Source organism: Parasphingomonas zepuensis (genome assembly GCF_036663735.1).
Taxonomy (GTDB): domain Bacteria; phylum Pseudomonadota; class Alphaproteobacteria; order Sphingomonadales; family Sphingomonadaceae; genus Sphingomonas.
This window is the reverse complement of record NZ_JAXOJO010000002.1, coordinates 330,010-350,292: the sequence shown is the minus strand read 5'-3', so window position 1 is coordinate 350,292 and position 20,283 is coordinate 330,010. Positions and strand designations below refer to the sequence as shown.

16 protein-coding genes, 1 tRNA gene and 1 pseudogene are annotated in these 20,283 nt (G+C 62.9%); 12 read left to right on the top strand and 6 right to left on the bottom strand.

Annotated elements, in window-relative coordinates:
• Positions 1–27: 27 nt before the first annotated feature.
• Both U1769_RS08085 and U1769_RS08080 read right to left on the bottom strand, forming a co-directional pair.
• Complete coding sequence (locus U1769_RS08085; RefSeq protein ID WP_332714535.1) at positions 28–738, bottom strand: DUF2490 domain-containing protein; 711 nt, start codon at positions 736–738, stop codon at positions 28–30.
• Positions 739–805: 67 nt separating this feature from the next.
• The gene (locus U1769_RS08080; protein WP_332714533.1) at positions 806–1,420 is read right to left on the bottom strand and encodes a TetR/AcrR family transcriptional regulator; all 615 of its coding nucleotides are present in this window, start codon (positions 1,418–1,420) and stop codon (positions 806–808) included.
• Between the two features lie 81 nt (positions 1,421–1,501).
• On the opposite strand from U1769_RS08080, the gene U1769_RS08075 reads away from it, so the two are divergent.
• The 3 genes and pseudogenes from U1769_RS08075 to U1769_RS08070 all read left to right on the top strand — a co-directional run bounded on the left by U1769_RS08075 (position 1,502) and on the right by U1769_RS08070 (position 3,367).
• Positions 1,502–2,608, top strand: a complete 1,107-nt coding sequence (locus tag U1769_RS08075; protein WP_332714532.1) for an aldo/keto reductase — start codon at positions 1,502–1,504, stop codon at positions 2,606–2,608.
• Between the two features lie 101 nt (positions 2,609–2,709).
• Positions 2,710–2,904, top strand: a pseudogene (locus U1769_RS25615) (DUF4160 domain-containing protein); the annotation flags it as partial.
• Positions 2,905–2,929: 25 nt separating this feature from the next.
• The gene (locus U1769_RS08070; RefSeq protein WP_332714530.1) at positions 2,930–3,367 is read left to right on the top strand and encodes a DUF2442 domain-containing protein; all 438 of its coding nucleotides are present in this window, start codon (positions 2,930–2,932) and stop codon (positions 3,365–3,367) included.
• Between the two features lie 471 nt (positions 3,368–3,838).
• On the opposite strand, the gene lepA is transcribed toward U1769_RS08070, so the two are convergent.
• Positions 3,839–5,650, bottom strand: coding sequence for a translation elongation factor 4 (gene lepA, locus U1769_RS08065; protein WP_332714528.1), 1,812 nt, complete (start codon positions 5,648–5,650; stop codon positions 3,839–3,841).
• Between the two features lie 294 nt (positions 5,651–5,944).
• Here lepA and U1769_RS08060 point away from each other — a divergent pair, with 294 nt between their 5' ends.
• From U1769_RS08060 to U1769_RS08050, 3 genes are all read left to right on the top strand, one after another.
• Positions 5,945–6,949, top strand: coding sequence for a CsgG/HfaB family protein (locus tag U1769_RS08060; protein WP_332714526.1), 1,005 nt, complete (start codon positions 5,945–5,947; stop codon positions 6,947–6,949).
• Positions 6,950–7,045: 96 nt separating this feature from the next.
• The gene (locus U1769_RS08055) at positions 7,046–7,585 is read left to right on the top strand and encodes a peroxiredoxin (RefSeq protein WP_332714524.1); all 540 of its coding nucleotides are present in this window, start codon (positions 7,046–7,048) and stop codon (positions 7,583–7,585) included.
• 119 nt (positions 7,586–7,704) lie between these two features.
• Positions 7,705–8,883: an acyl-CoA dehydrogenase family protein gene (locus tag U1769_RS08050; RefSeq protein WP_332714522.1), complete on the top strand. Its 1,179-nt coding sequence runs from the start codon at positions 7,705–7,707 to the stop codon at positions 8,881–8,883.
• A 7-nt stretch (positions 8,884–8,890) separates the two neighbouring features.
• On the opposite strand, the gene U1769_RS08045 is transcribed toward U1769_RS08050, so the two are convergent.
• Entirely contained in the window at positions 8,891–9,889 is a 999-nt protein-coding gene (locus U1769_RS08045) for an AraC family transcriptional regulator (protein ID WP_332714520.1), read from the bottom strand.
• Positions 9,890–10,013: 124 nt separating this feature from the next.
• Here U1769_RS08045 and U1769_RS08040 point away from each other — a divergent pair, with 124 nt between their 5' ends.
• Entirely contained in the window at positions 10,014–11,309 is a 1,296-nt protein-coding gene (locus U1769_RS08040; protein ID WP_332714518.1) for an FAD-dependent oxidoreductase, read from the top strand.
• Positions 11,310–11,387: 78 nt separating this feature from the next.
• Here U1769_RS08040 and U1769_RS08035 read toward each other — a convergent pair.
• Positions 11,388–11,464 (bottom strand) — tRNA-Pro (locus tag U1769_RS08035).
• Between the two features lie 657 nt (positions 11,465–12,121).
• Here U1769_RS08035 and U1769_RS08030 point away from each other — a divergent pair.
• The 5 genes from U1769_RS08030 to U1769_RS08010 all read left to right on the top strand — a co-directional run bounded on the left by U1769_RS08030 (position 12,122) and on the right by U1769_RS08010 (position 18,449).
• Positions 12,122–12,745: an Ig-like domain-containing protein gene (locus U1769_RS08030; protein WP_332714516.1), complete on the top strand. Its 624-nt coding sequence runs from the start codon at positions 12,122–12,124 to the stop codon at positions 12,743–12,745.
• A 90-nt stretch (positions 12,746–12,835) separates the two neighbouring features.
• Positions 12,836–15,784, top strand: coding sequence for an RHS repeat domain-containing protein (locus U1769_RS08025; RefSeq protein ID WP_332714514.1), 2,949 nt, complete (start codon positions 12,836–12,838; stop codon positions 15,782–15,784).
• A 2-nt stretch (positions 15,785–15,786) separates the two neighbouring features.
• Positions 15,787–17,136, top strand: coding sequence for an RHS repeat domain-containing protein (locus U1769_RS08020; RefSeq protein ID WP_332714511.1), 1,350 nt, complete (start codon positions 15,787–15,789; stop codon positions 17,134–17,136).
• The gene (locus U1769_RS08015) at positions 17,133–17,582 is read left to right on the top strand and encodes a hypothetical protein (protein WP_332714509.1); all 450 of its coding nucleotides are present in this window, start codon (positions 17,133–17,135) and stop codon (positions 17,580–17,582) included. Before U1769_RS08020 ends, U1769_RS08015 begins: the two co-directional genes overlap by 4 nt.
• A gap of 660 nt (positions 17,583–18,242) precedes the next feature.
• Positions 18,243–18,449, top strand: a complete 207-nt coding sequence (locus U1769_RS08010; RefSeq protein ID WP_332714507.1) for a helix-turn-helix domain-containing protein — start codon at positions 18,243–18,245, stop codon at positions 18,447–18,449.
• A 131-nt stretch (positions 18,450–18,580) separates the two neighbouring features.
• Here U1769_RS08010 and U1769_RS08005 read toward each other — a convergent pair whose 3' ends face one another.
• Positions 18,581–20,257 (bottom strand): putative bifunctional diguanylate cyclase/phosphodiesterase, encoded by a 1,677-nt coding sequence (locus U1769_RS08005; RefSeq protein ID WP_332714505.1) that lies wholly within the window; start codon positions 20,255–20,257, stop codon positions 18,581–18,583.
• Between the last annotated feature and the right edge of the window lie 26 nt (positions 20,258–20,283).

Sequence of the window (20,283 nt, the reverse complement as noted above, 5' to 3'; positions counted from 1 at the left end):
CGCATTCGCTCCGGCGCCGGAAGGCGGTCAGTCGTGAACCTCCGACCCCGCGAAGCCGTGCAGGTTGATCGTGAGCTGCACTGTCAGCGCATGGTCCATCTGCGCCCGGGCGCCGTCACGACCGAAGCGATACTGGTTGAGATAGCCGATATCGGTGGTCGCCGAACGCCCGATCGGCAGGGTGACGCCAACGATGTTGCACATCCGCTCATAGCCGCTGCGCTGCCCCCAGCTTGTGCTGTTGGGCAAGAAGAAGCTTTCATGGCTGGCGAACACCGCCATGCCCTTGCGGCCGAACCGGTGATTGTAGCGGATCAGCGGTCGGATGCGGACACCCACTTCGCTGCCGCGCGGATTGAACCGCTCGTCCACGCGGAAGCGCGTGGTGATTGGCCCGAACGTCCCGACCACCTGCTGGCGCAGCCGATTCTCGTCGGCGCCGCTATTGCCGTTATGCGAACCGACCCAGCGATAGCCGAACCCGAGTTCGATATTCTTGGACGCGCGAAAGCCGAGCAGACCGCCGAACTCGGTCTGGTAGAGCCCGTCCTGCCGGTCGCTGACGCGCGCGATCTGCTCCAGCGTGATGCGCACATGCTCGGCCAGCGGCACATTGGTGTTGACCTGGAACCATAGCTGCCCGTCCTCCTGCTGAGCGCGCGCCGGCGTAGCGGCGAAGGCAAGCGGCAGCGCGGGGAGCAGGCGGCGCAGGGCGGGGCGGCGGAAACGGCTGGGCATGCGCCGGCCTTTAGCTCCGAACCGGCCGGATGTCATGCGGACTGGTGACCCTCGCACGACACGAGCTTCAGCCGGGCCAGCCCGCCATGGCGCTGTCGACGATCCGCAGCAACTTCTCCCGCCCGGCCCCATCCTTGGCCAGGGTCGACATTCCCTGGACCACCGCAAAGACGTGGCCCGCCAGCGCTTCGGCATCGGTGTCGTGCGGCAAATGGCCATCCCGCACATCGCGCTCGATCCGCAACCGCAGCGCCGCTTCGATGCCGCGCCGGATCTCGGCCAGCTCCTCGCGCACATCGGCCGCAGCGGCGGAACTGCTCACCAGGGAACTCGCGAGCAGGCAGCCCGGCGGGGTGTCTTCGCCGCTGTCGCCAATCGCGGCCGCCGCCAGCAAAGCCAGTGCCGCCTCGCGGGCGGTGGCCGCCCCCGTGATGCTCTCGGCGACACTGTCGACGCCCCCAAGGTAAAGATGCACGGCCTCGCGAAACAGGCCGCGCTTGTCGCCAAAGGCGGCGTAGAGGCTCGGCGGCGTGATGCCCATCGCCTGGGTCAGCTCCGCAATCGACGTCGCCTCGAAGCCGTGCTGCCAGAACAGGCGCATCGCCACGGCCAGCGCCGCCTCGCGATCGAACGACAAAGGCCGTCCGGTGCGGCGCGGGGCAGGCTGGAGCGCAGGTTCCATAGCGAGCGCTATATAACGCTTGACCGGGTGCGGCAATCGGTCTCAAGGACGTTTCATATCGATCACTACGAAAGCTCTGCCATGTCGCTTACGGATTATCGCACGCTGGGCCGTTCGGGCCTCGTCGTCAGCCCACTCGCGCTGGGCACGATGACCTTCGGCGTCGCGCGCTGGGGCATGGAGCGCCCGGCGGCCGAGGCCGTGTTCGACGCCTATGTCGAGGCCGGCGGGAATGTGGTCGATACCGCTGACGTCTATGCCAGCGGCCGGAGCGAGGAGATGCTGGGCGCAATCATCGCCGATCGCGGCCTGCGCGACCGTCTCGTCATCGCCACGAAAGCCGGCTTTGCCGCCGGCACCGGCCCGCACGCCGGCGGCAATGGCGCGAAGCATATCCATGCCGCGCTGGAGGGGTCGCTGCGCCGGCTCGGCACGGATTATATCGATCTCTATTGGGTGCATGTCTGGGATTCGGTCACGCCGCCCGAGGAGCTGCTCGAGACGATGGCCGGCCTCGTCCGCGCGGGCAAGATTCGCTATTGGGGCATGTCCAATGCGCCGGCATGGTATGTGGCGAAACTCGCGACGCTGGCGTCGGCGCACGGCCAGCCCGGGCCCATCGCCCTGCAATATTTCTATTCGTTGGTCAGCCGCGAAGTGGAAGCCGAGCACATCCCGCTCGCGCGCGACATGGGCCTCGGCATGATGCCCTGGAGCCCGCTCGCCTACGGCCTGCTCACCGGCAAATATGATCGCGCGACCGTAGAGGCGGCTGCGCCCCGCGCCGGCGGCCTGCCCAGCGAAGCCGGGACTGGCGCGCCGCGCGCCGAAGGCGACAAGCGGCTCGACGGGGCGAACCCTTTTGGCGACGCCCTCTTCACGGAGCGCAACTGGCGTATCGTCGATGCCCTGCGCGACGTGGCGGATGCAATCGGCGAGACGCCGGCGCGCGTGGCGCTGGCCTGGATACTGTCGCGGCCAGGCGTGGATACCGCGCTGATGGGCGTGAGCCGCGTATCGCAGATACACGACAACATCGCCGCAACCGACCTCCGCCTGCCCGCCGAGCAGCTCGCGGTGCTTGATGCGGCCAGCGCGCCGGAGGCAGCGATGATCTACGGCCTGTTCACGGCGCAGGGACGCCAGCATGTCGTGTTCGGCGGGAGCGCCGTGGCGGCGCGGGGTTAGGCGGAGGGCGCTTTCGTCGGACGCTCGCAATGGCGCTCCTCCCTTGCCTCCAAGGAGTGCTTATATTGCCATAGTGCAATCATTGCACTATTAGAATTGTCATGCCCCGGATCATGCGGTTCTCGACGACGGAGATTGCACTGTTCTTCGCCGATCATCCGCCGCCGCATTTTCACGTATTGGGTCGGGAAGGCGCGGCTCAGGTGGCGATCGGGTCGCTTGAGGTGATCGCGATGAGCGGCAGGATAGATCTGCGCGAGGCACTCGATTGGGCGGCCGATAATATCGCGCTGATCGAGGCAAAGTGGGCGGAGACGGTCGATGAGCATTGGCAGGATCAAGAGCGCGGTGACACGCGGCCAGGCAGGCTTGGTGGTCACCTGGGACGATGGGCAGCGGAGCGAAATCGATCTTGCGCCGGTTATCGGGGCCCGGGCCGTGCTGGCGCCACTCCGGAACCCGGAGACATTTCACCGCATTCATCTGGCCGAGGACGGGTGGTCGGTCGAATGGCCTGCGTGTGGGATCGATTTCGGAGCGGCGCAGCTTCGTCGCTGGGCCGACGAGCAGGCGGGGGAGACGATGCCGGCGGATGCATTCCGTTCCTGGATGGAACGGCACGGGCTGACGCTGGACCGGGCTGCGGAGTCGCTTGGGCTCTCGCGGCGGACGATCGCTTACTATCTCAGCGGAGAACAGGCTGTGCCCAAGACGGTGATGCTGGCGACAGAGGGGTTTGACGGGCGACAGGCAGCTTGAGGATTTACCCTCACACTCATTCGGGCCGAGCTTGTCGCACCTCGCACCACCCGCTCGATTCAATCTTCCGCTCGGCCATGTCACGCACGCGCCATGGCCAGCCCCACCCTCTCAAAACCCGATCCCAACGCAAGATTGAATCGAGCAGGGGCAATTTCGGTGCGAATTCGCGACGTACAGCGGAAAATATCGCCCGATTTCGACACGGTTTTCCGCTGTTACGGCGTAACAGGGAAAACGGGGCCCAAGCCGTTGACGTCACACCGGAATTTCCGGTCGAAAATCCAACATAACAGCGGAAGAAAAAACGAGCACCGGAAAATCGGCGTGGATAGCGGGTGGCGCCGCGGCAAAGCCGCGTCGTCGGACGATCCGGTCGAGGACGAGCTCGACCGGTCGCCGGCCGGCCTGGCGCTGATCCTCGTCCAGTTCGGCGATTGCTGGCGCAATCCGCTCACTGGTCTCGGGCGCTCAGGCGTCGTCGCCCATTCGGAGCGCCGCGATGAAGGCCTCCTGCGGGATCGACACGGAGCCGTACTCCCGCATCCGCTTCTTGCCCTCTTTCTGCTTGTCGAGCAGCTTGCGCTTGCGGCTGGCATCGCCGCCGTAACACTTCGCGGTCACGTCCTTGCGCATCGCCGCGATGGTCTCGCGCGCGATCACCTTGCCGCCGATCGCGGCCTGGATCGGGATCTTGAACAGGTGGCGCGGGATCAGGTCCTTCAGCCGCTCGCACATGCCGCGCCCGCGCGCTTCGGCCGTGCCGCGGTGGACGATCATGCTCAGCGCATCGACCGGCTCGTTGTTGACCAGGATACCCATCTTGACGAGGTCGCCCTCGCGATAGCCGATCTGGTGATAATCGAAGCTGGCATAGCCCCGGCTGATGCTCTTCAGCCGGTCGTAGAAATCGAACACCACTTCGTTGAGCGGCAGCTCGTAGGTCGCCTGGGCACGGCCGCCGACATAGGTCAGGTTCTTCTGGATGCCGCGGCGATCCTGGCACAGCTTCAGGATGCTGCCGAGATATTCGTCGGGCACATAGATCACCGCCTCGATCCACGGCTCGGCGATGCTCGCGATGCGGCTCGGGTCGGGCATGTCGGCCGGATTGTGCAGCTCGATATGACCGGCGCCGTGCGCCAGCTCGATCTGATAGACCACCGACGGCGCGGTGGTGATCAGGTCGAGATCATACTCGCGCGTCAGCCGCTCCTGGATGATCTCGAGGTGCAGCAGCCCGAGGAAGCCGCAGCGGAAGCCGAAGCCGAGCGCCGCGCTGGTCTCCATCTCGAAGCTGAAGCTGGCGTCGTTCAGCCGCAGCTTGGAGATGCTCTCGCGCAATTTCTCGAAGTCGTTGGCGTCGACCGGGAACAGGCCGCAGAACACCACCGGCTGGACTTCCTTGAAGCCCGGCAACGGCTCGGCGGCGGGGCGCTTCGCATCGGTGATGGTGTCGCCGACGCGGGTCTGCGCCACTTCCTTGATCTGCGCGGTGATGAAGCCGATCTCGCCGACCGCAAGCTCGCCGAGCTGCTCGATCTTCGGGCGGAAGCAACCGACGCGGTCGACCAAATGCAGCGTGCCGGTCTGCATGAACTTGATCTGCTGGCCCTTTTTCAGGACGCCGGCCATCACCCGGATCAGGATGACGACGCCGAGATAGGGATCGTACCAGCTGTCGATCAGCATCGCCTTCAGCGGCGCATCGATATCGCCCTTGGGCGGCGGGATGCGGGTGACGACCGCTTCGAGCACGTCCTTGATGCCGATCCCGGCCTTGGCCGAGGTCAGCACGGCGTTGGACGCGTCCAGGCCGATCACTTCCTCGATCTCGGCCTTCACCTTGTCCGGGTCGGCCGCGGGCAGATCGATCTTGTTGATGACCGGCACGATCTCATGGTCGTGCTCGATCGACTGATAGACATTGGCGAGGGTCTGCGCCTCGACGCCCTGCGCTGCGTCCACTACCAGCAGCGCGCCTTCGCACGCGGCCAGGCTGCGGCTCACTTCATAGGCGAAATCGACATGGCCCGGCGTGTCCATCAGGTTGAGCTCGTAATCGAGCCCGTCATTCGCCTTGTAGCGCAGGCGCACGGTCTGCGCCTTGATGGTGATGCCGCGCTCGCGCTCGATATCCATATTGTCGAGCACCTGCTCGGACATCTCGCGGTCGCTAAGGCCGCCGGTCTCCTGGATCAGGCGATCGGCGAGCGTGGACTTGCCGTGATCGATATGCGCGATGATCGAGAAGTTGCGGATTCGGGAAAGGTCGGTCGACATGATCAGGGGGCGTTAGCAGGGGACAGGCAGGATGCGAAGGGGGTCGCGCTTCGCAGTCTGAACCCCGGGCGTAGCTCGGTCGCGGCGGTCGACCGGTTGTCGACTTTCCGTCGCACGAAGGATCGCCATGTCGCAAAATCGCCTACCGCCGCGCAAAGGGCTTTGATAAGGCGGGCGCAACAGATGCCGACGGGGGTCGCTGATCGGTATTTTCATGGAGAATCATCGTCTTCCGGAAACGTCCGGAGCGGGATTGAAGTCGCGCCTGCAGGATGGCGCTTGGGGAGAAAGTAGATGCGTATTTTGATGATCGGTGTCGCGGCTGCTGCGCTGGTGGCAACGGGAGCGCCCGCATTCGCCGGTGGCGGTCAGGCGCGGGCGTCCAAGACGCAACGCACCCAGGAACAGATGATGACGGACGTGCCGCGCTGCACGCGCAAGCTCGGCACCGTCTCGGTCATGGACGGTGACGATCCCTCGGGCTGGACTCAGTTCCAGCTGGCCGCCCCGCAGAAACTGCTGAAGGTGCTGGTGCAGCGCTCGGGCTGCTTCAACCTCGTCGATCGCGGCTCCGGCCTCAGCGCCGCCCAGCGCGAGCGCGACATTGGCGGCGGCCTCGGGCTTCAACGTCGGTCGAACGTCGGTCAGGGCCAGATCAAGGCAGCGGATTACGTGCTGATCGCCGAGGTTCAGGCCGCCAACCAGAATTCCGGCGGTAGCGGGATCGGCGCCGGCATCGGCGGCCTGGTCGGCGGCGGCGTGGGCGGCATCCTTGGCGGCATCCGCTCGCGCAAGATGGAGGCGAACACCGTCCTCTCGCTCACCAACGTCCGCACGACCGAGACGATCTCGACGACGGATGGCTATGCAGCCAAGAACAGCCTGTCCTTCGGCGGCGGCGCCGGCGGATTCGGTGCCGGCATCGGCGGCGGCGTCGTCGGCGGCGGCTATGACAATACCGATATCGGGCGGATCGTGACGCTCGCCTTCATCCAGGCTTACGCGAAGATGGTCACTGAGCTTGGTCTGGTCACGCCGGGCGACGCTGGCACTGCGCAGGCCGCGCCGAGCAAGACCTATACCGCACAGGGTCCGGTCGCCATGCGCAGCACGGCCGCCGCAAGCGGCAAGGTGATCCGCACGCTGCCGGCCGGCTCGGTGATCTATCCCACCGGCACCAAGAACGGCCTGTGGTGGGAAGTCGCCGACGAGAATGACAATGTCGGCTGGGTGCTGAACACCAAGATCGCCCCCACCGGTCAGCCTTGCGGTCAGAGCGTCACGTATAAGTGCGAATGACGGATTTGTCCCCTTCGCGTCGTGCGCGCGAAGGGGCCTGTCCAGCAGGGCATCCCGCCGTTACGATAGGCGCGATTCCACTACCGGAGACCTTCGATGAAATCCGTCGCTTTCGCTCTTGCCGTTACGATGCTGGCCGCGGCTCCCGCCAATGCCGCGCTTCCCGTCGGGGCCAAGGCGCCGGATTTCACCACCCAGGCGGCGTTGGGCGGCAAGCAGTTCACCTTCGCGCTGAAATCCGCGCTGCGCAAAGGCCCGGTGGTCGTCTATTTCTTCCCCGCCGCCTTCACCAAGGGCTGCACGATCGAGGCGCATGAGTTCGCCCTCGCCAGTGCCGAGTTCCAGAAGAACGGCGCGACTCTGATCGGGCTGTCGGCCGATCCGATCGACAAGCTCGCCAGCTTCTCCAAGGTCGAATGCCGCGACGCCTTCCCGGTCGGCGTGGCCAAGCCGGCGACGATCAGCGGCTATGACGTACATATCGGCAAGGGCGAGCGGGTGATGACCAACCGCACCTCCTATGTCATCGCGCCCAACGGCAAGGTGATCTTCGTGCATTCCGAGATGAGCCCGGCCGGGCATGTCACCGGCACCATGGCGGCGGTGAAGGCCTGGCGGGCGAAGCGCCGGGGTTGATTCAACTGCCGGTAGATCGGCACTAAATCCCGGCGGCGCGGCCATGTTGGGCCGCGTGCCGGGCGTCTAGCTGAATCCAGGCAGCGCCCCCTTTCGTGGGGTGAAAGATGGAGACGACCATGACGAATCCCGGTGCGGCCCCCACCCTCCCTGTCGACGCCCTCCCTCGCAACGCGACCCCGCTCGGCAACGCTCCCGACTGGCGCGACGTCCTCGACCGCTTCGGCCCGCAACTCGAAGCCGCCGGCGCGGCGTGCGATCGCGACGGCAGCTTCGTCGCCGAAAATCTCGATCTGCTCCAGCGCCATGGCTTCTTCGCCCTCGCCGTGCCCGTCGACTTCGGCGGTGGCGGTCTGTTCGCCGACGAGCTGTGCGAGATGCTGCGGGCCCTCGGCGCCCGCTGCGGCTCGACCGCGCTTGCCCTGGCGATGCACACCCATCAGGTCGCCGCCGCGGCATGGCGCTGGCGGCACCAGAATGCACCGACCGAGGGGCTGTTGCGCAAGGTCGCCGGCGAAGGTGTGCGGATGGTCTCCAGCGGCGCCTCGGACTGGCTTCCCGGCGGCGGGACCGCCCGCAAGGTAGAGGGCGGGTTCCGCATCGATGCGCGCAAGGGATTTGCCAGCGGCTCGCCGGCTGGCGACCTGCTCGGCACCAGCGCGGTCTATGACGATCCGCAGGACGGCCCCACCGTGCTGCACTTCGCCCTGCCACTAAAGGCCGAGGGTGTCGGCATCGCCACGACCTGGGATACGCTCGGCATGCGCGGCACGGGGTCGCACGATGTGCTGGTGGAGGACGTGTTCATCCCCGACGCCGCAGTCAGCGGACGGCGACCAGCCGGCCCATGGCACCCGCTGTTCCATATCGTCAGCATGATCGCGTTTCCGCTGATCTATTCCGTCTATACCGGCGTGGCCGATGCGGCGCGCGACGTTGCGGTCGACCTGGCAAAAACGAAGTCCGGAGACCCGCTGGCCCTGCTCGCGGTCGGGGAACTGGAGACGGCGCATGCCGGCCTCGGCGCCCTATGGACCGCGCTGGTCGCCGCGACGGTCGGCTTGCCGGGCGAGGCCAGCACCGATCGCGTGATGAAGCTGCGCACGCTGACGGGTCAGGCAGCGTTGAAGGTCGGCGAGAAGGCGCTTGAATGCGCCGGCGGCGCGGGCTTCTATCGTCCGGCCGGGCTGGAGTTGCGCTTCCGTGATCTGCAGGGCGCGCGCTTCCACCCGTTGCGGGAACGCGAGCAGCAGCTCTATAGCGGGCGGCACGCGCTGGGGTTGTCTGTCGACGGCTGACACCTTGTCAGCCTGCCGCCCGGCGCTCGCTTCCCCCCGAGCGCCACCGGCCCGGGCTCACGCCCAGCACGCGCTTGAATGCGCGGCCGAACGAGGCCTCGCTTTCATAGCCGACCGCTTCGGCGATGCGCGCGATGGCGTCATTGCCGGCGCGCAGGTGTTCGGCGGCGAGTTGCAGCCGCCAGGCGGCGACATATTCGATCGGCGGCTTGCCGAGCACCGCATTGAAGCGCTCGGCCAGCACGGTGCGCGACGCGCCCGCTTCGCGCGCGAGCATCGCGACGTTCCAGCGCCGCGCCGGCTCGGTATGGATCGCCTGCAGCGCCCGCCCGACGATCGGGTCGTTCAGCGCCGCGAGCAGGCCCGTCGATCCCTCGGGCAGCCGCCCAGCGTGGCGCCGCAGCACCTCGACGAACAGCAATTCCATCAGCTTGCCGAGCAACACCGGCGCGCCGGGCCGAGCCAGTTCGAGCTGGCGGAGGATCTCGCCGACGGTGCCGGCAAGCATGCCGGTGAGCGGATCGTCAGCCGTACGTTCCACCAGCAGCGGCGGCAGCGTGCGGAACAGCGGCGTCGCCAGCAGCTCGGCGGATTCGAGGAAGCCGCAGACCAGCCGCGTGGCGGCGCCGTCGCCAGCGACCGAGACCGTCGCGACGCCATCGATCCTGCCGGGCTCGAGCACATCTTCCGCCGTGACGAACCGGTCCGGCTCGCCCGCCCAGAAGCGGTGCGCCGCGGTGAACGGCATCAGCACGACGTCGCCGGCAGTCAGCGTGCGGCGGGTGCCGTCGATCGTCTCCATCATGCAGCTGCCCGCGGCGATCAGGTGGAACACACTGACATGGCGCAGATGCGCCATCGGCTGGATATCGTCCCACCGCGCAGGACTGATTACCCCGAACGGCGCCGCGAAGCGCCCGTCCATGAATACCGATCCGTTCAGCCGGACCGCGCGCAGCACTTCGGACAGCACGTCCGGAGCAGAGGTGGAGGGAAGATCGCTCATGAAGAGCAGGTGAACCGGACTCGCCGCGGCGGACAAGCTCTATGCGATCGGGATGCGACCACGCTCCGCCGCTTGCCCTTGCGCGCCATGCCGTTAGCATCCCCGGAAAATCAGGAGAGCGGCCTTGCGTCACATCGCGATCATCGGTTCGGGACCGGCCGGCTATTACACTGCCGAGGCATGCCAGAAGACGTTCGGCGACGACGTGCGCGTCGATATCATCGATCGGCTGCCCGTGCCCTACGGCCTGATCCGCACCGGCGTCGCGCCCGATCACCAGTCGATCAAGGGCGTATCGCGCCGCTACGAGGCGGTTGCATTGACTGACAATGTCCGCTTCGTCGGCAATGTGAGCGTCGGGCCCGACGTGACCATCGCCGAGCTGGGCGCCTTGTACGACGCAGTGGTGCTGGCGACCGGCGCGCCGGTCGACAAGCCGTTGGGGGTGCCGGGCGACGACCTGCCTGGCGTGATCGGATCGGCGGCGTTCGTCGGCTGGTACAACGGCCATCCCGATTTCGCCGGACTCAACCCGCCGCTGCACGGGCCCGGCGCGGTGGTGGTCGGCGCGGGCAATGTCGCGCTGGACGTCGCGCGGATCCTCGCCAAGGCGGAGAGCGAATTCGCCGGTTCCGACATTGTCGGCCACGCGCTCGACCATCTCCGCACCGGCGCCCATGACCGGATCACGATCCTCGCGCGCCGCGGCCCGCACCAGATCGCGATGACCCCGAAGGAACTGGGCGAGCTCGGCCATCTCGAGCGTGCGGTGCCGCATGTCGATCCAGCCGACCTGCCGCCCGTTGCAGAAGACGCCGCGCTCGATCCGGGTCAACGCAAGTCGGTCACCCATTTGCGCGATTTCGCCACCCGCACCGACCGCAAGCAGATCGATGTGGATTTCGATTTCTACGCGATGCCGGTGCGGGTCGAGGGGAACGGCAAGGCCGAACGCGTGGTCGTCGAGCGGACCGCGATCGACGCAGCGGGCCGCGCGACCGGCACCGGCGAGACGTATGCAATACCGGCGGGGCTGGTGATCAGCTGCATCGGCTACCGCACACCGCCGATCGACGGCGTCCCCTATGACGAAACGCTCGGCCGCTTCGCCAACGTCGATGGTCGGATCGCGCCGGGCCTTTATGCGGTCGGCTGGGCCCGCCGCGGCCCGACGGGCACGATCGGCACCAACCGGCCCGATGGTTTCCTGATCGCCGATCATATCGCCGCCGATCTGGCCGGCGACAGCGGCAAGGCAGGCCGAACCGGGCTGGATTCATTGCTGGCCGGGCGCGGCGTCGACGTCGTCACCTTTCGCGACTGGCAGAAGATCGAGGCAGCCGAGATCGCCCGCGCGCGGGACGGCGCACCGCGCGAGAAATTCACCAGCATCGCGGAAATGCTCGGCGCCCGGAGCTGAGGCGCGGGTTCGGAGCGACGTGGCCCGTATCGGGGCTCATCGTTCTCGCGCGAAGAATATCGGAAAAGAAAGCTGCAATGGTCGGGGCGATAGGATTCGAACCTACGACCCCTGGACCCCGAGACCAGTGCGCTACCAGACTGCGCCACGCCCCGACACATTGCAGGGGGGTGCGCCTAGCGGGCCAGCGAGCGACTATCAAGACAAAAAGAACCTATGGTGCGGCGTGCTCTGCTCCCGTCGCCCCCTGCCCGCTGCCGAGATGCAGATGCTCGCTGGGCCGGGACGCCGTCCCACCCAAGCTGCATCGGTCGATCGTTGACCTGTGTTGTTGCCGACAGCGCAGGATAGTCCAATCAGGATGCCGACCGGCTATTATCGGGAACCGCAGATCGTGATCACAAATCCCGGCACGCCAAACACCGCGCGCAATCCCAACAACGTCACCAGGGTCCGGCCAGAAGATCTTAGATACGCCGTACGGCTTTATCGGCCTGTGCAACGGCACGTCGATCAACCCCCGCACCGTAATCTCGCCACGTACTGCGTGAACGAAATGGCCGCGACCGACTATGGCCGAATTCTGGCGCCCGGCCGATCGGTTTCGCATTGCGGTGATAATCGCCGGAACTCACATCCGAGATGCACCATAATGATGGGTCGTTGACCGCACTATCCGACAACTATTTGATCCATAACGGTCACATTCCCCTGTAAAGGCGGTTGACCAAGCCTGCCCCCAGCGCCACCATCAACTCGGGACAGATTTGCGGACATCTCTGGCTGCATTTTTCTGGCGGGGAGAATATTGCATGCGCACGCGCTCGCTGTTGCTTGTCGGGGCTGCGGCCGCGGCAGTTCTCGTGGAATCTTCGTCAATAGCGTCGGAAACCACGACCTATGTCTACAACTCGCTGGGCCGCCTAGTATCAAGCGCACGCGCGGGCGGACCGAACCACGGCGTCGACATGGCGACAACCTTCGATCCGGCGGGCAATCGTACCAACTATGCTGTAAGCGGTACGCCGACACCAACGCCGACACCAACGCCGACACCAACGCCGACACCAACGCCGACGCCGACACCAACGCCGACACCAACGCCGACACCAACGCCGGGCAATCAGCCACCGGTGGCCGTCGCGGACGCGCGGACGATGGCCTGTAACAGTTCGACCTTCAACTTCAACCCGCTCACAAATGACACAGACCCAGAAAACAACGTTCCACTTGCGCTGGTGAGCGTGACGAGACTGTCAGGTGGTGCAAGCATCACTGTGACGCCATCTGGCCTCGGCACTAATCTGATCGAGCTCGTTGCGGATGGGCATGTCAGTGTATCCACTTTCTCCTATGTCGTGGCAGACAGTCTTGGTGCAACTTCGACCGGGTCCATCACAATCAACACGACAACGCCGCTATGCGGTTTCGGATAGACCGAATACCGACAAGGCGACCGTCCATTTGCGAATGGCGAGGTCCAGCGCCTCAAATTCTTCCCTAAATAGTCATGATCGAGACAAAACGTGAAGAAACTCATCTGCGCTTTGCTCGCCTCGTCCGCTCCCGTTAGCGCATATGCGCAGCAGGCCGGTCAGAAGAGCGGTGATGCCCTCAACGCGCCCTCCTACAATCCGGTGGATAGAAACGGCGTCGATCTACTCTCAGGCCGCTTCCGCGTCCAATCCCCCGTTCTCTCTATGGGCAGTGGCGAGCGGCCTGCGACCTTTTATTTCACGTGGTCGGGACAAGGCTGGTTACCGAACACGCCCCGCTTGTGGTTCGATAAGGATTGGCACGTCATTGTCGAATATGACGGAGTCAGCGACGAATTTGCCGATGCGACACAACAAACGGAGTCAGTTCCTTTGCCACCGCCGGGCACTCGGCTGGTATATACCCAGAAAAAACCGAATGTTGGCGGAGCGCTAGCGTGCTATTTCACCGGAGGCCTTTCTGGGAACGGATGGCTCGACCAGTGCAAATATACATCGCGAAATGGGGTGACGATCTCATTCATGGGCAATCTGCCTTATAGTGGCGGCTATCCCCCGAACGCGCGTTACGACAACGAAGCCTATGGCAACACGCGCACATGGCCTGCGGTGAAATTCGACCCCGCGGAAGGCACAACGACCTATCTATCCGATCAGCCGGTGCAGGCAACAGTGAACAGCAATGGGGGCGACATCAAGATCTGGCGTCCGGACGGTTACACTGTCGCCAAGACGGGTAATTATTACAGCCAGTCGATCACTTTCACGATGACCGCCTCGCCTAGCCGCACTCAGTCAATGGTCGTGCAAACGCAGAGTCTGAATGGCACAGATAATACCAAAAGTTACCTGCGCCCCAAAAATACGACCCAGACCTTCACAGACGCATTGGGTCGCGTCACTACCTATACCTTCAATTCAAACGGCGACATGACCCAAGTGGTTTCGCCGGGAGGAGTGACGGCGATCATCACCTATGACGGCAACCACCGCGTTACGAGCTTTACCAGGAACGGGATTCAGTGGGGCTACAGCTACAATTTCTCCGACAGCTCGACCGGCGCCGGCACTACCACGGTTACAGATCCGGCCAATAAGACCAAGAAGGTCACTCACCAGGCTAAACCTGGCCCAGTTACGGCAGTGATCGACGAGCTCAACCGCACTACCCAGTTCGCCTATGACAGCTATACTCGACTCACCGACATTACACGCCCGGATAATGACGGCGCACATTATGCCTATAATGCTCAAGGCAATATTACCTCGATCACGACCATTCCGAAGCCCGCCATTGGCGGCACCCCGCTGGTCACGACCGCTGAGTATGAAGTAGGCTGTGCAAACATACGCATCTGCAACAATCCGATCAGAATCACCGACCCGCGGGGCAACGCCACCGATTTCACCTATGATTCGGCGTCGGGTCGTCCCCTGACTATAACGGAGCCTGCTGACCCGAACGGAATTCGGCCTCAGACTCGCAACAGCTACACCAACCAATCCGTGGCCTATTGGGTCGGGAACACCCAGGTGTTCCGGGACACACCCCGACTGACCCAGACATCGATCTGCCGAACACAGGCGAGCTGCACGAACTCCTCTGACGAGGTCAAAACTATATATAGCTATGGCTACGGCCATGCTCTGCCGACGGGAGTGACTAAGCAACTCGGCGACGGCACTGTTCTTGCAAACACCACGACCTATTATGATTTCTTCGGTAACGTTTCGGAGGTCGATGGTCCGCTTCCCGGGTCAGGCGACACCACGCGGCAGCGCTACGACGCGGCTCAGCAGAAGATCGGGGAAGTTGGATCCGATCCCGATGGCACGGGGCCTCTGCCTCCCTTGGCAATCCGGACCTCCTATAATTCTGACGGCCAGCCGATCTTAATCGAACAGGGCACCGTGCCAGACGGTTCAGACGCGAGCTGGCCGCTGTTTGCTCCACTACAAATGACGGCGAACCAATATATCCAGGGCCGCCTCGTCAAGGTCGCGTCCGGGACGAGCGCATCGACCGCGGCGGTCACCCAGAACAGTTACGACGCTTTCGATCGTGTCCAATGCTCGACGGTTCGCATGAACCTGCCTTCTTTCCCGTCCATCGCATCCAACGGCACCTTGGTCGGGGGAATCTTGCCGCCTTCCGCGTGCAGCCCCGACACCCCTGGCGCGTCCGGCCCAGACCGAATTACCTTCAATTCCTATGACGAAGTCGGGCGAGTGACGTCGATCCAGAAGGGGCTCGGCACTGCGGATTTGCAAATCTATGCCTCCTACACCTACTCAACCAGCGACAAGCAGACGAGCGTCACGGACGCCAACGGCAATCGCGCGACCTATACCTATGATGGTTTCGACCGTTTAGTGGCATGGGCGTTCCCTTCAAAGACCAATGCCGGGATAACGGCGCCATGCGCGATCGGGCCAATCACCGAAGTAAATGGGATTTCCGGCCCGAGCGCGGTTTCCACCGCGGATGATGATTGTGAAAAATACGCCTATGATCGCAATGGTAATCGCACGCGTCTGACCAAGCGAGACGGGCGTACGCTCGCCTACAGCTATGACGGTCTCAATCGAGTCACGACGAAGATCGTGCCCGATAGTTGCGTCGCAGGCTTCGAATGCACGCCACCGCTCCCATCTGCGGTACGCGACGTCTATTACAACTACGACCTGCGCGGTCTCCAGACCAACGCCCGATTCGATTCTCTTGCAGGCAACGATGGCATTAGGAACGAGTATGATGCGCTCGGCCGGTTAAGCGCGGCTACAACCGTAATGGGCGGGTATAGTCGTAAAGTGTCGTACGATTACGACGCTGCTGGCAACAAGTTGAAAGTCATACACCCGGACGGCAAATATTTCAGCTACGAATACGATCGGACAAGCCGATTGATCGCAGTCAAGGAAAATGATGTCTCGCAGATTGTCGAACAGAGCTACGATGCGCAGGGAATGCGCACCTAGGCTTGGGCGCTACCGTTACGATCTATGCCTATAATGACCCTATCTCGCGCCTTACCAGCAGTTCGCAGAATCTGGCTGGGGCGACAGCGGACCTGAACACAACCTTCGCCTATAACCCGGCAAGTCAGATCACCACGCTTGGACGTGATAATCCCGCTTATTCATTCAGTGGCTACGCGGCAACGAATAACAGCTACACTGTCAACGGACTGAACCAATATACAGCCGTGGGTTCCGGTTCGCTCAGCTATGATTCCAACGGCAATCTGACGGCAACTGGTGGCACCAACTTCACCTATGATGCCGAGAACCGGCTGGTGGCCGCAATGGGAACGCGATCCACCAATATGGTCTATGACCCGGCGGGTCGGCTCTACCAGACGAGCAACGCGACGGGTGTCCGCCAATTTCTCTACGACGGCGACGAGCGCATCGCAGAATATGACGGCGCTTCCGGCGCGCTGTTGCGCCGCTATGTCCACGGCTCGGACGAAGACGACCCGATGATCTGGTACGAGGGTTCGGGCCTCGGCGACCTGCGTAGCCTGCAGAGCGACCGCCAGGGCTCAATCGTGTCTTCAGCGGATGCATCAGGCGCCGTGCTGGCGATCAAGACCTATGACGAATATGGCGTACCCAGTGGCGGCGATGTCGGCGCATTCCAATATACAGCCCAAGCTTGGCTGCCGGACCTCGAGATGTATTATTACAAGGCACGGATATATTCATCGCGTCTTGGTCGTTTTTTGCAGACTGATCCGATTGGATACGAGGACCAGATAAATCTGTACTCCTATGTGGATAACGATCCAATGAATCTGCGGGATCCGACCGGAAAGCAACTCCTTAATTACCTACCGTACGACAGTATTGAGTACAAATCTGCCAACCAATTGCCTCAACCGGTGGACGTCGGAATCGTTACCGCTCACGGGGGAGGCGGGGGAACGGTCTACGATGAATCAAAAGGGGTTAACAGGGATCCAGTGAGCGCGGCAAAGATATTTGATGATCTCGTCGCGAAAGGTTTTCAAAAGGGAAATCCAGTTATCTTACTCAGTTGCCTTACCACGGAGGGTTCGTTGCCCTTAGAGCTTTCCGAGTTGACGGAAGGAAGAGTGTATGCATCCTCTGGATTTGTCACTATTCCGATTAACGATATTTCAGGAAAGCGCGTTAATTACGAAATTTACACCGAGAGGCACGGCCGTGGAAATAAACTTGGATTTAACGAATACTTCCAAGGACGCCCCATTTCGTCAGATCTGATTAATGTTTCTTACAGCGCTCGATATAAGCAATGGCAGTTTAGGGTGAACCAACTTCACCTGATGCGGGAGAACCAGAAGTGATTCCCGAGAAATGGAAATGGGTGATTGCGTTTGCTGCACTCGTAGGGGGATGTGGCAGCCCGAAAAACCCCAAGTCGGTGGCCTATTGCTCCGAGGTCTTGGGCAAGAGAAACGAAAATGCCAGCCTCGCTGAAGCTTGCCAGCGGTTTCTCAATAGAGAATCTTTAAAAAAAACGAATGGGGCTGCGCGCCTTAGTGGTCAATATTATTTACTGCGCGGATATGATGTAACAAATGCAGAAATCCAGTTCAGGCGTGCTATTTCGCAGAATGACAAGAATGCGGTATTCGACCTTGTTTCCATCCTAAATAATAGGAAAGATCGTAAGAGCTGCCTGGAAGTTCAACGTCTCTTATCTGAATTTCGTCCACTTAATCCCGACGAGGAGATTCATCTGCGCCAATGGCAACGATCTACCATAGCCAAATGTAGACCTTCAGCTTGAAATTATCTTTTTGTGTTGAGAAATTGAAGCGTGAATTCCTGTGTCAGGCACTTCGCTGGTTGATCGATTCTAAATTTTGATGCCCGCCGACAACTGGGATGACGATACGCGAATCACCGTTCCGGACTAAGGTGCAAGGGGTGAATACCTAAATCCGACTTTGACATTTCCCGCAACGCGGTCTGGAAGATGAGGATCGATTTTGGTTACCGATATGACGCCCATCTACCAGCTTCTGAGCAACCTGGGACTTATGGGAACCGCCTAGTGCCTCAGTCGTTTCGAGAACTGCGGATAATAAGATACATAAGGCCGGACGTGCCCGCCCAGCGTCGGCGGAGCGAAGCCACTGAGGAATGGCGCCGGTCAGTGATCAATATGTGGCTCCGTCTCAGGATCCTTGGCGGGGCTATCGCAAGCGCGGCGTGATTCCGCCGTCGCGGATACGCCTTAGAGCATCGAGCGTAAAATCTGAATCGAATGGGATTCTCTTTGGTGCTGTGATGTGATTCACCGTGATCGGAGCTGGATCATGGGCAAAGCGCATCGGTTGATCTTCGGGAGCAGGTTTACGGGGACGTAGCGTTGGGCAAGTCGCGCCGTGCTGCGGCTCAACGCTTTGGGGTCAGCGCGAGCACGGGCGTTCGATTGGCGCAGCGCATGGCGAAGACAGGGTCGCTCGAACCGCCCCCCCAGGGGCCACCGCGTGGCACCGGCAAGATGGCAGGCTATCAGGGCCAGTTGATCGCCTGGGTTGAGGAAGAGCCTGACATGAGCATGCCGGAACTTGCAGCGCTGCTGGAAGCCACCTGCGCCGTGATCGCGCACCCGACATCGCTCTCGCGGCTGCTTCTGGCGTCGGGCTAACCAAAGGCGGTGCAGCAGGACGGCGAGCTTACGGACGACGGCGACGCGGGCGCGCTTTGGGCCTTTGGCCTTGGCGGCGATGCACCTGCCCCATGCCTGGAGTGCGCAGGAAAGGTGCCCCCTTTTGAGTCCTATCCGGTGGTCCTCTGGCGATCTTCAGTCCGGGACCAGGCGATGAACGCACGCTCGTCCATGGGGGCAGCGATCGCATAGCCCTGGATCACGTCGCAGCCGATCACGCGCATCACATCGGCCTGGGCCTGGCTTTCGATGCCCTCGGCAACCGCTTCGCACCCGATGCCGTGGATCAGGCCGACGACTGCATGCGCGATCGTCCGCGCCTCGGCATTGTCGACGATATGTTCGATCAGGCTGCGGTCGAGCTTGACGCGGTCGACCGGCAGGTCGCGCAAGCGCGCCAGATTGGAATAACCGGTGCCGAAATCGTCGATGGCAATCGTCGCGCCATCGGCGCGCAGTTGCGCGATCGCTTCGACCACCTCCTCGCTGCAGTGCATCGCGAGCGTCTCGGTAATCTCGAGCTCGAGCAGCCAGGCTGGCGCCTCCGAAACGCGCATCGCATCGCGCAGGCGCGTAAAGAAACCGGCATGATCGAGCTGACGCGGGCTGACGTTGATCGCGAGCCGCTGCTCTATACCCATCCGCCCCCAGCGCGCGATCGTCTCGGCGACCGTATCGATCACCCATTCGCCGATCTCGACGATCAGTCCCGTCTCCTCCGCGCGCTGGATGAAGGTGCCAGGCAGCCTGATCCCATCGACCGGATGCCGCCACCGTAGCAACGCCTCGGCCGCAACGATCTCGCCGCCCCAGATCGCGACCTGCGGTTGGAAAACGAGCGCGAACTGATCCTGCTCGATCGCCTGGCGCAAATCCCGCTCGAGTTGGACTCTCTGGGCGATCTGGCTGGCCAGCCGCTCAGTGAAATGCTCCACGCGGCCGCGCCCGTTCACCTTGGCGTGGTACATCGCGGCATCGGCCGAGCGCATCAGATCGGTAAGGTTGGCGCCGTGCTGCGGGCGGATCGCGATACCGACCGAGGCTCCGATCTCGATATCGTGCCCGAGCAGGTCGAACGGTTCGCCGAGCGCGAGCAACACCCCGCGTGCGATCCGCTCCGCCTGGTCCGGATCGCCGACGTCAGGACAGAAAATGGTAAACTCGTCGCCCCCCAGCCGCCCGATCAACGGCTGCGGCACGCCCGTCTCCAGCGTTACCTCCGCTGCGACGGCACGCAGCCGGTCGGCGACCATGCCGAGCAACATGTCACCCATCGCATGGCCCATCGTGTCGTTGACGGCCTTGAAGCGATCGAGATCGATGAAGAACAGGGCAGCACTGGCCGAGAACGGCATATCGCTCAGCGCGCCCTCGCAGGTCCGGCGAAAATGAGTCCGGTTGGGCAGCGAGGTGACCGGATCGAACATCGCGAGCCGGTGTACGCTTTCCATATTGGCGGTCAGTTGATGGAACAGGCTGTCCATCGCATGAGCAAGTTGCGGGACATTTTCCCCGATTTCAGCGGGGATATCGCTATCCAGGTCGCCCTCCGCCGCGCGTGCGAGGCGGCTGATCGCCGCATCGATCGCGGCGGCGGTCGATGCGATCGAACGCTCGGCCGATGCCCAGCACATCGCGCCGCAGACCAGCGCCGGGATCAGTGCGCGTGATACGTTGCCGATGCCGATCTGGCCGCTGGAGGTTGCCGCCAGCGCAAGAATGAACGCGACCGCGCCCGCCCCCATCGCAAAGACGATTGCACGGCTCTTGAGCGATACGCCGTCCATCCCGATCCCGGAGACTCCCCAACGAC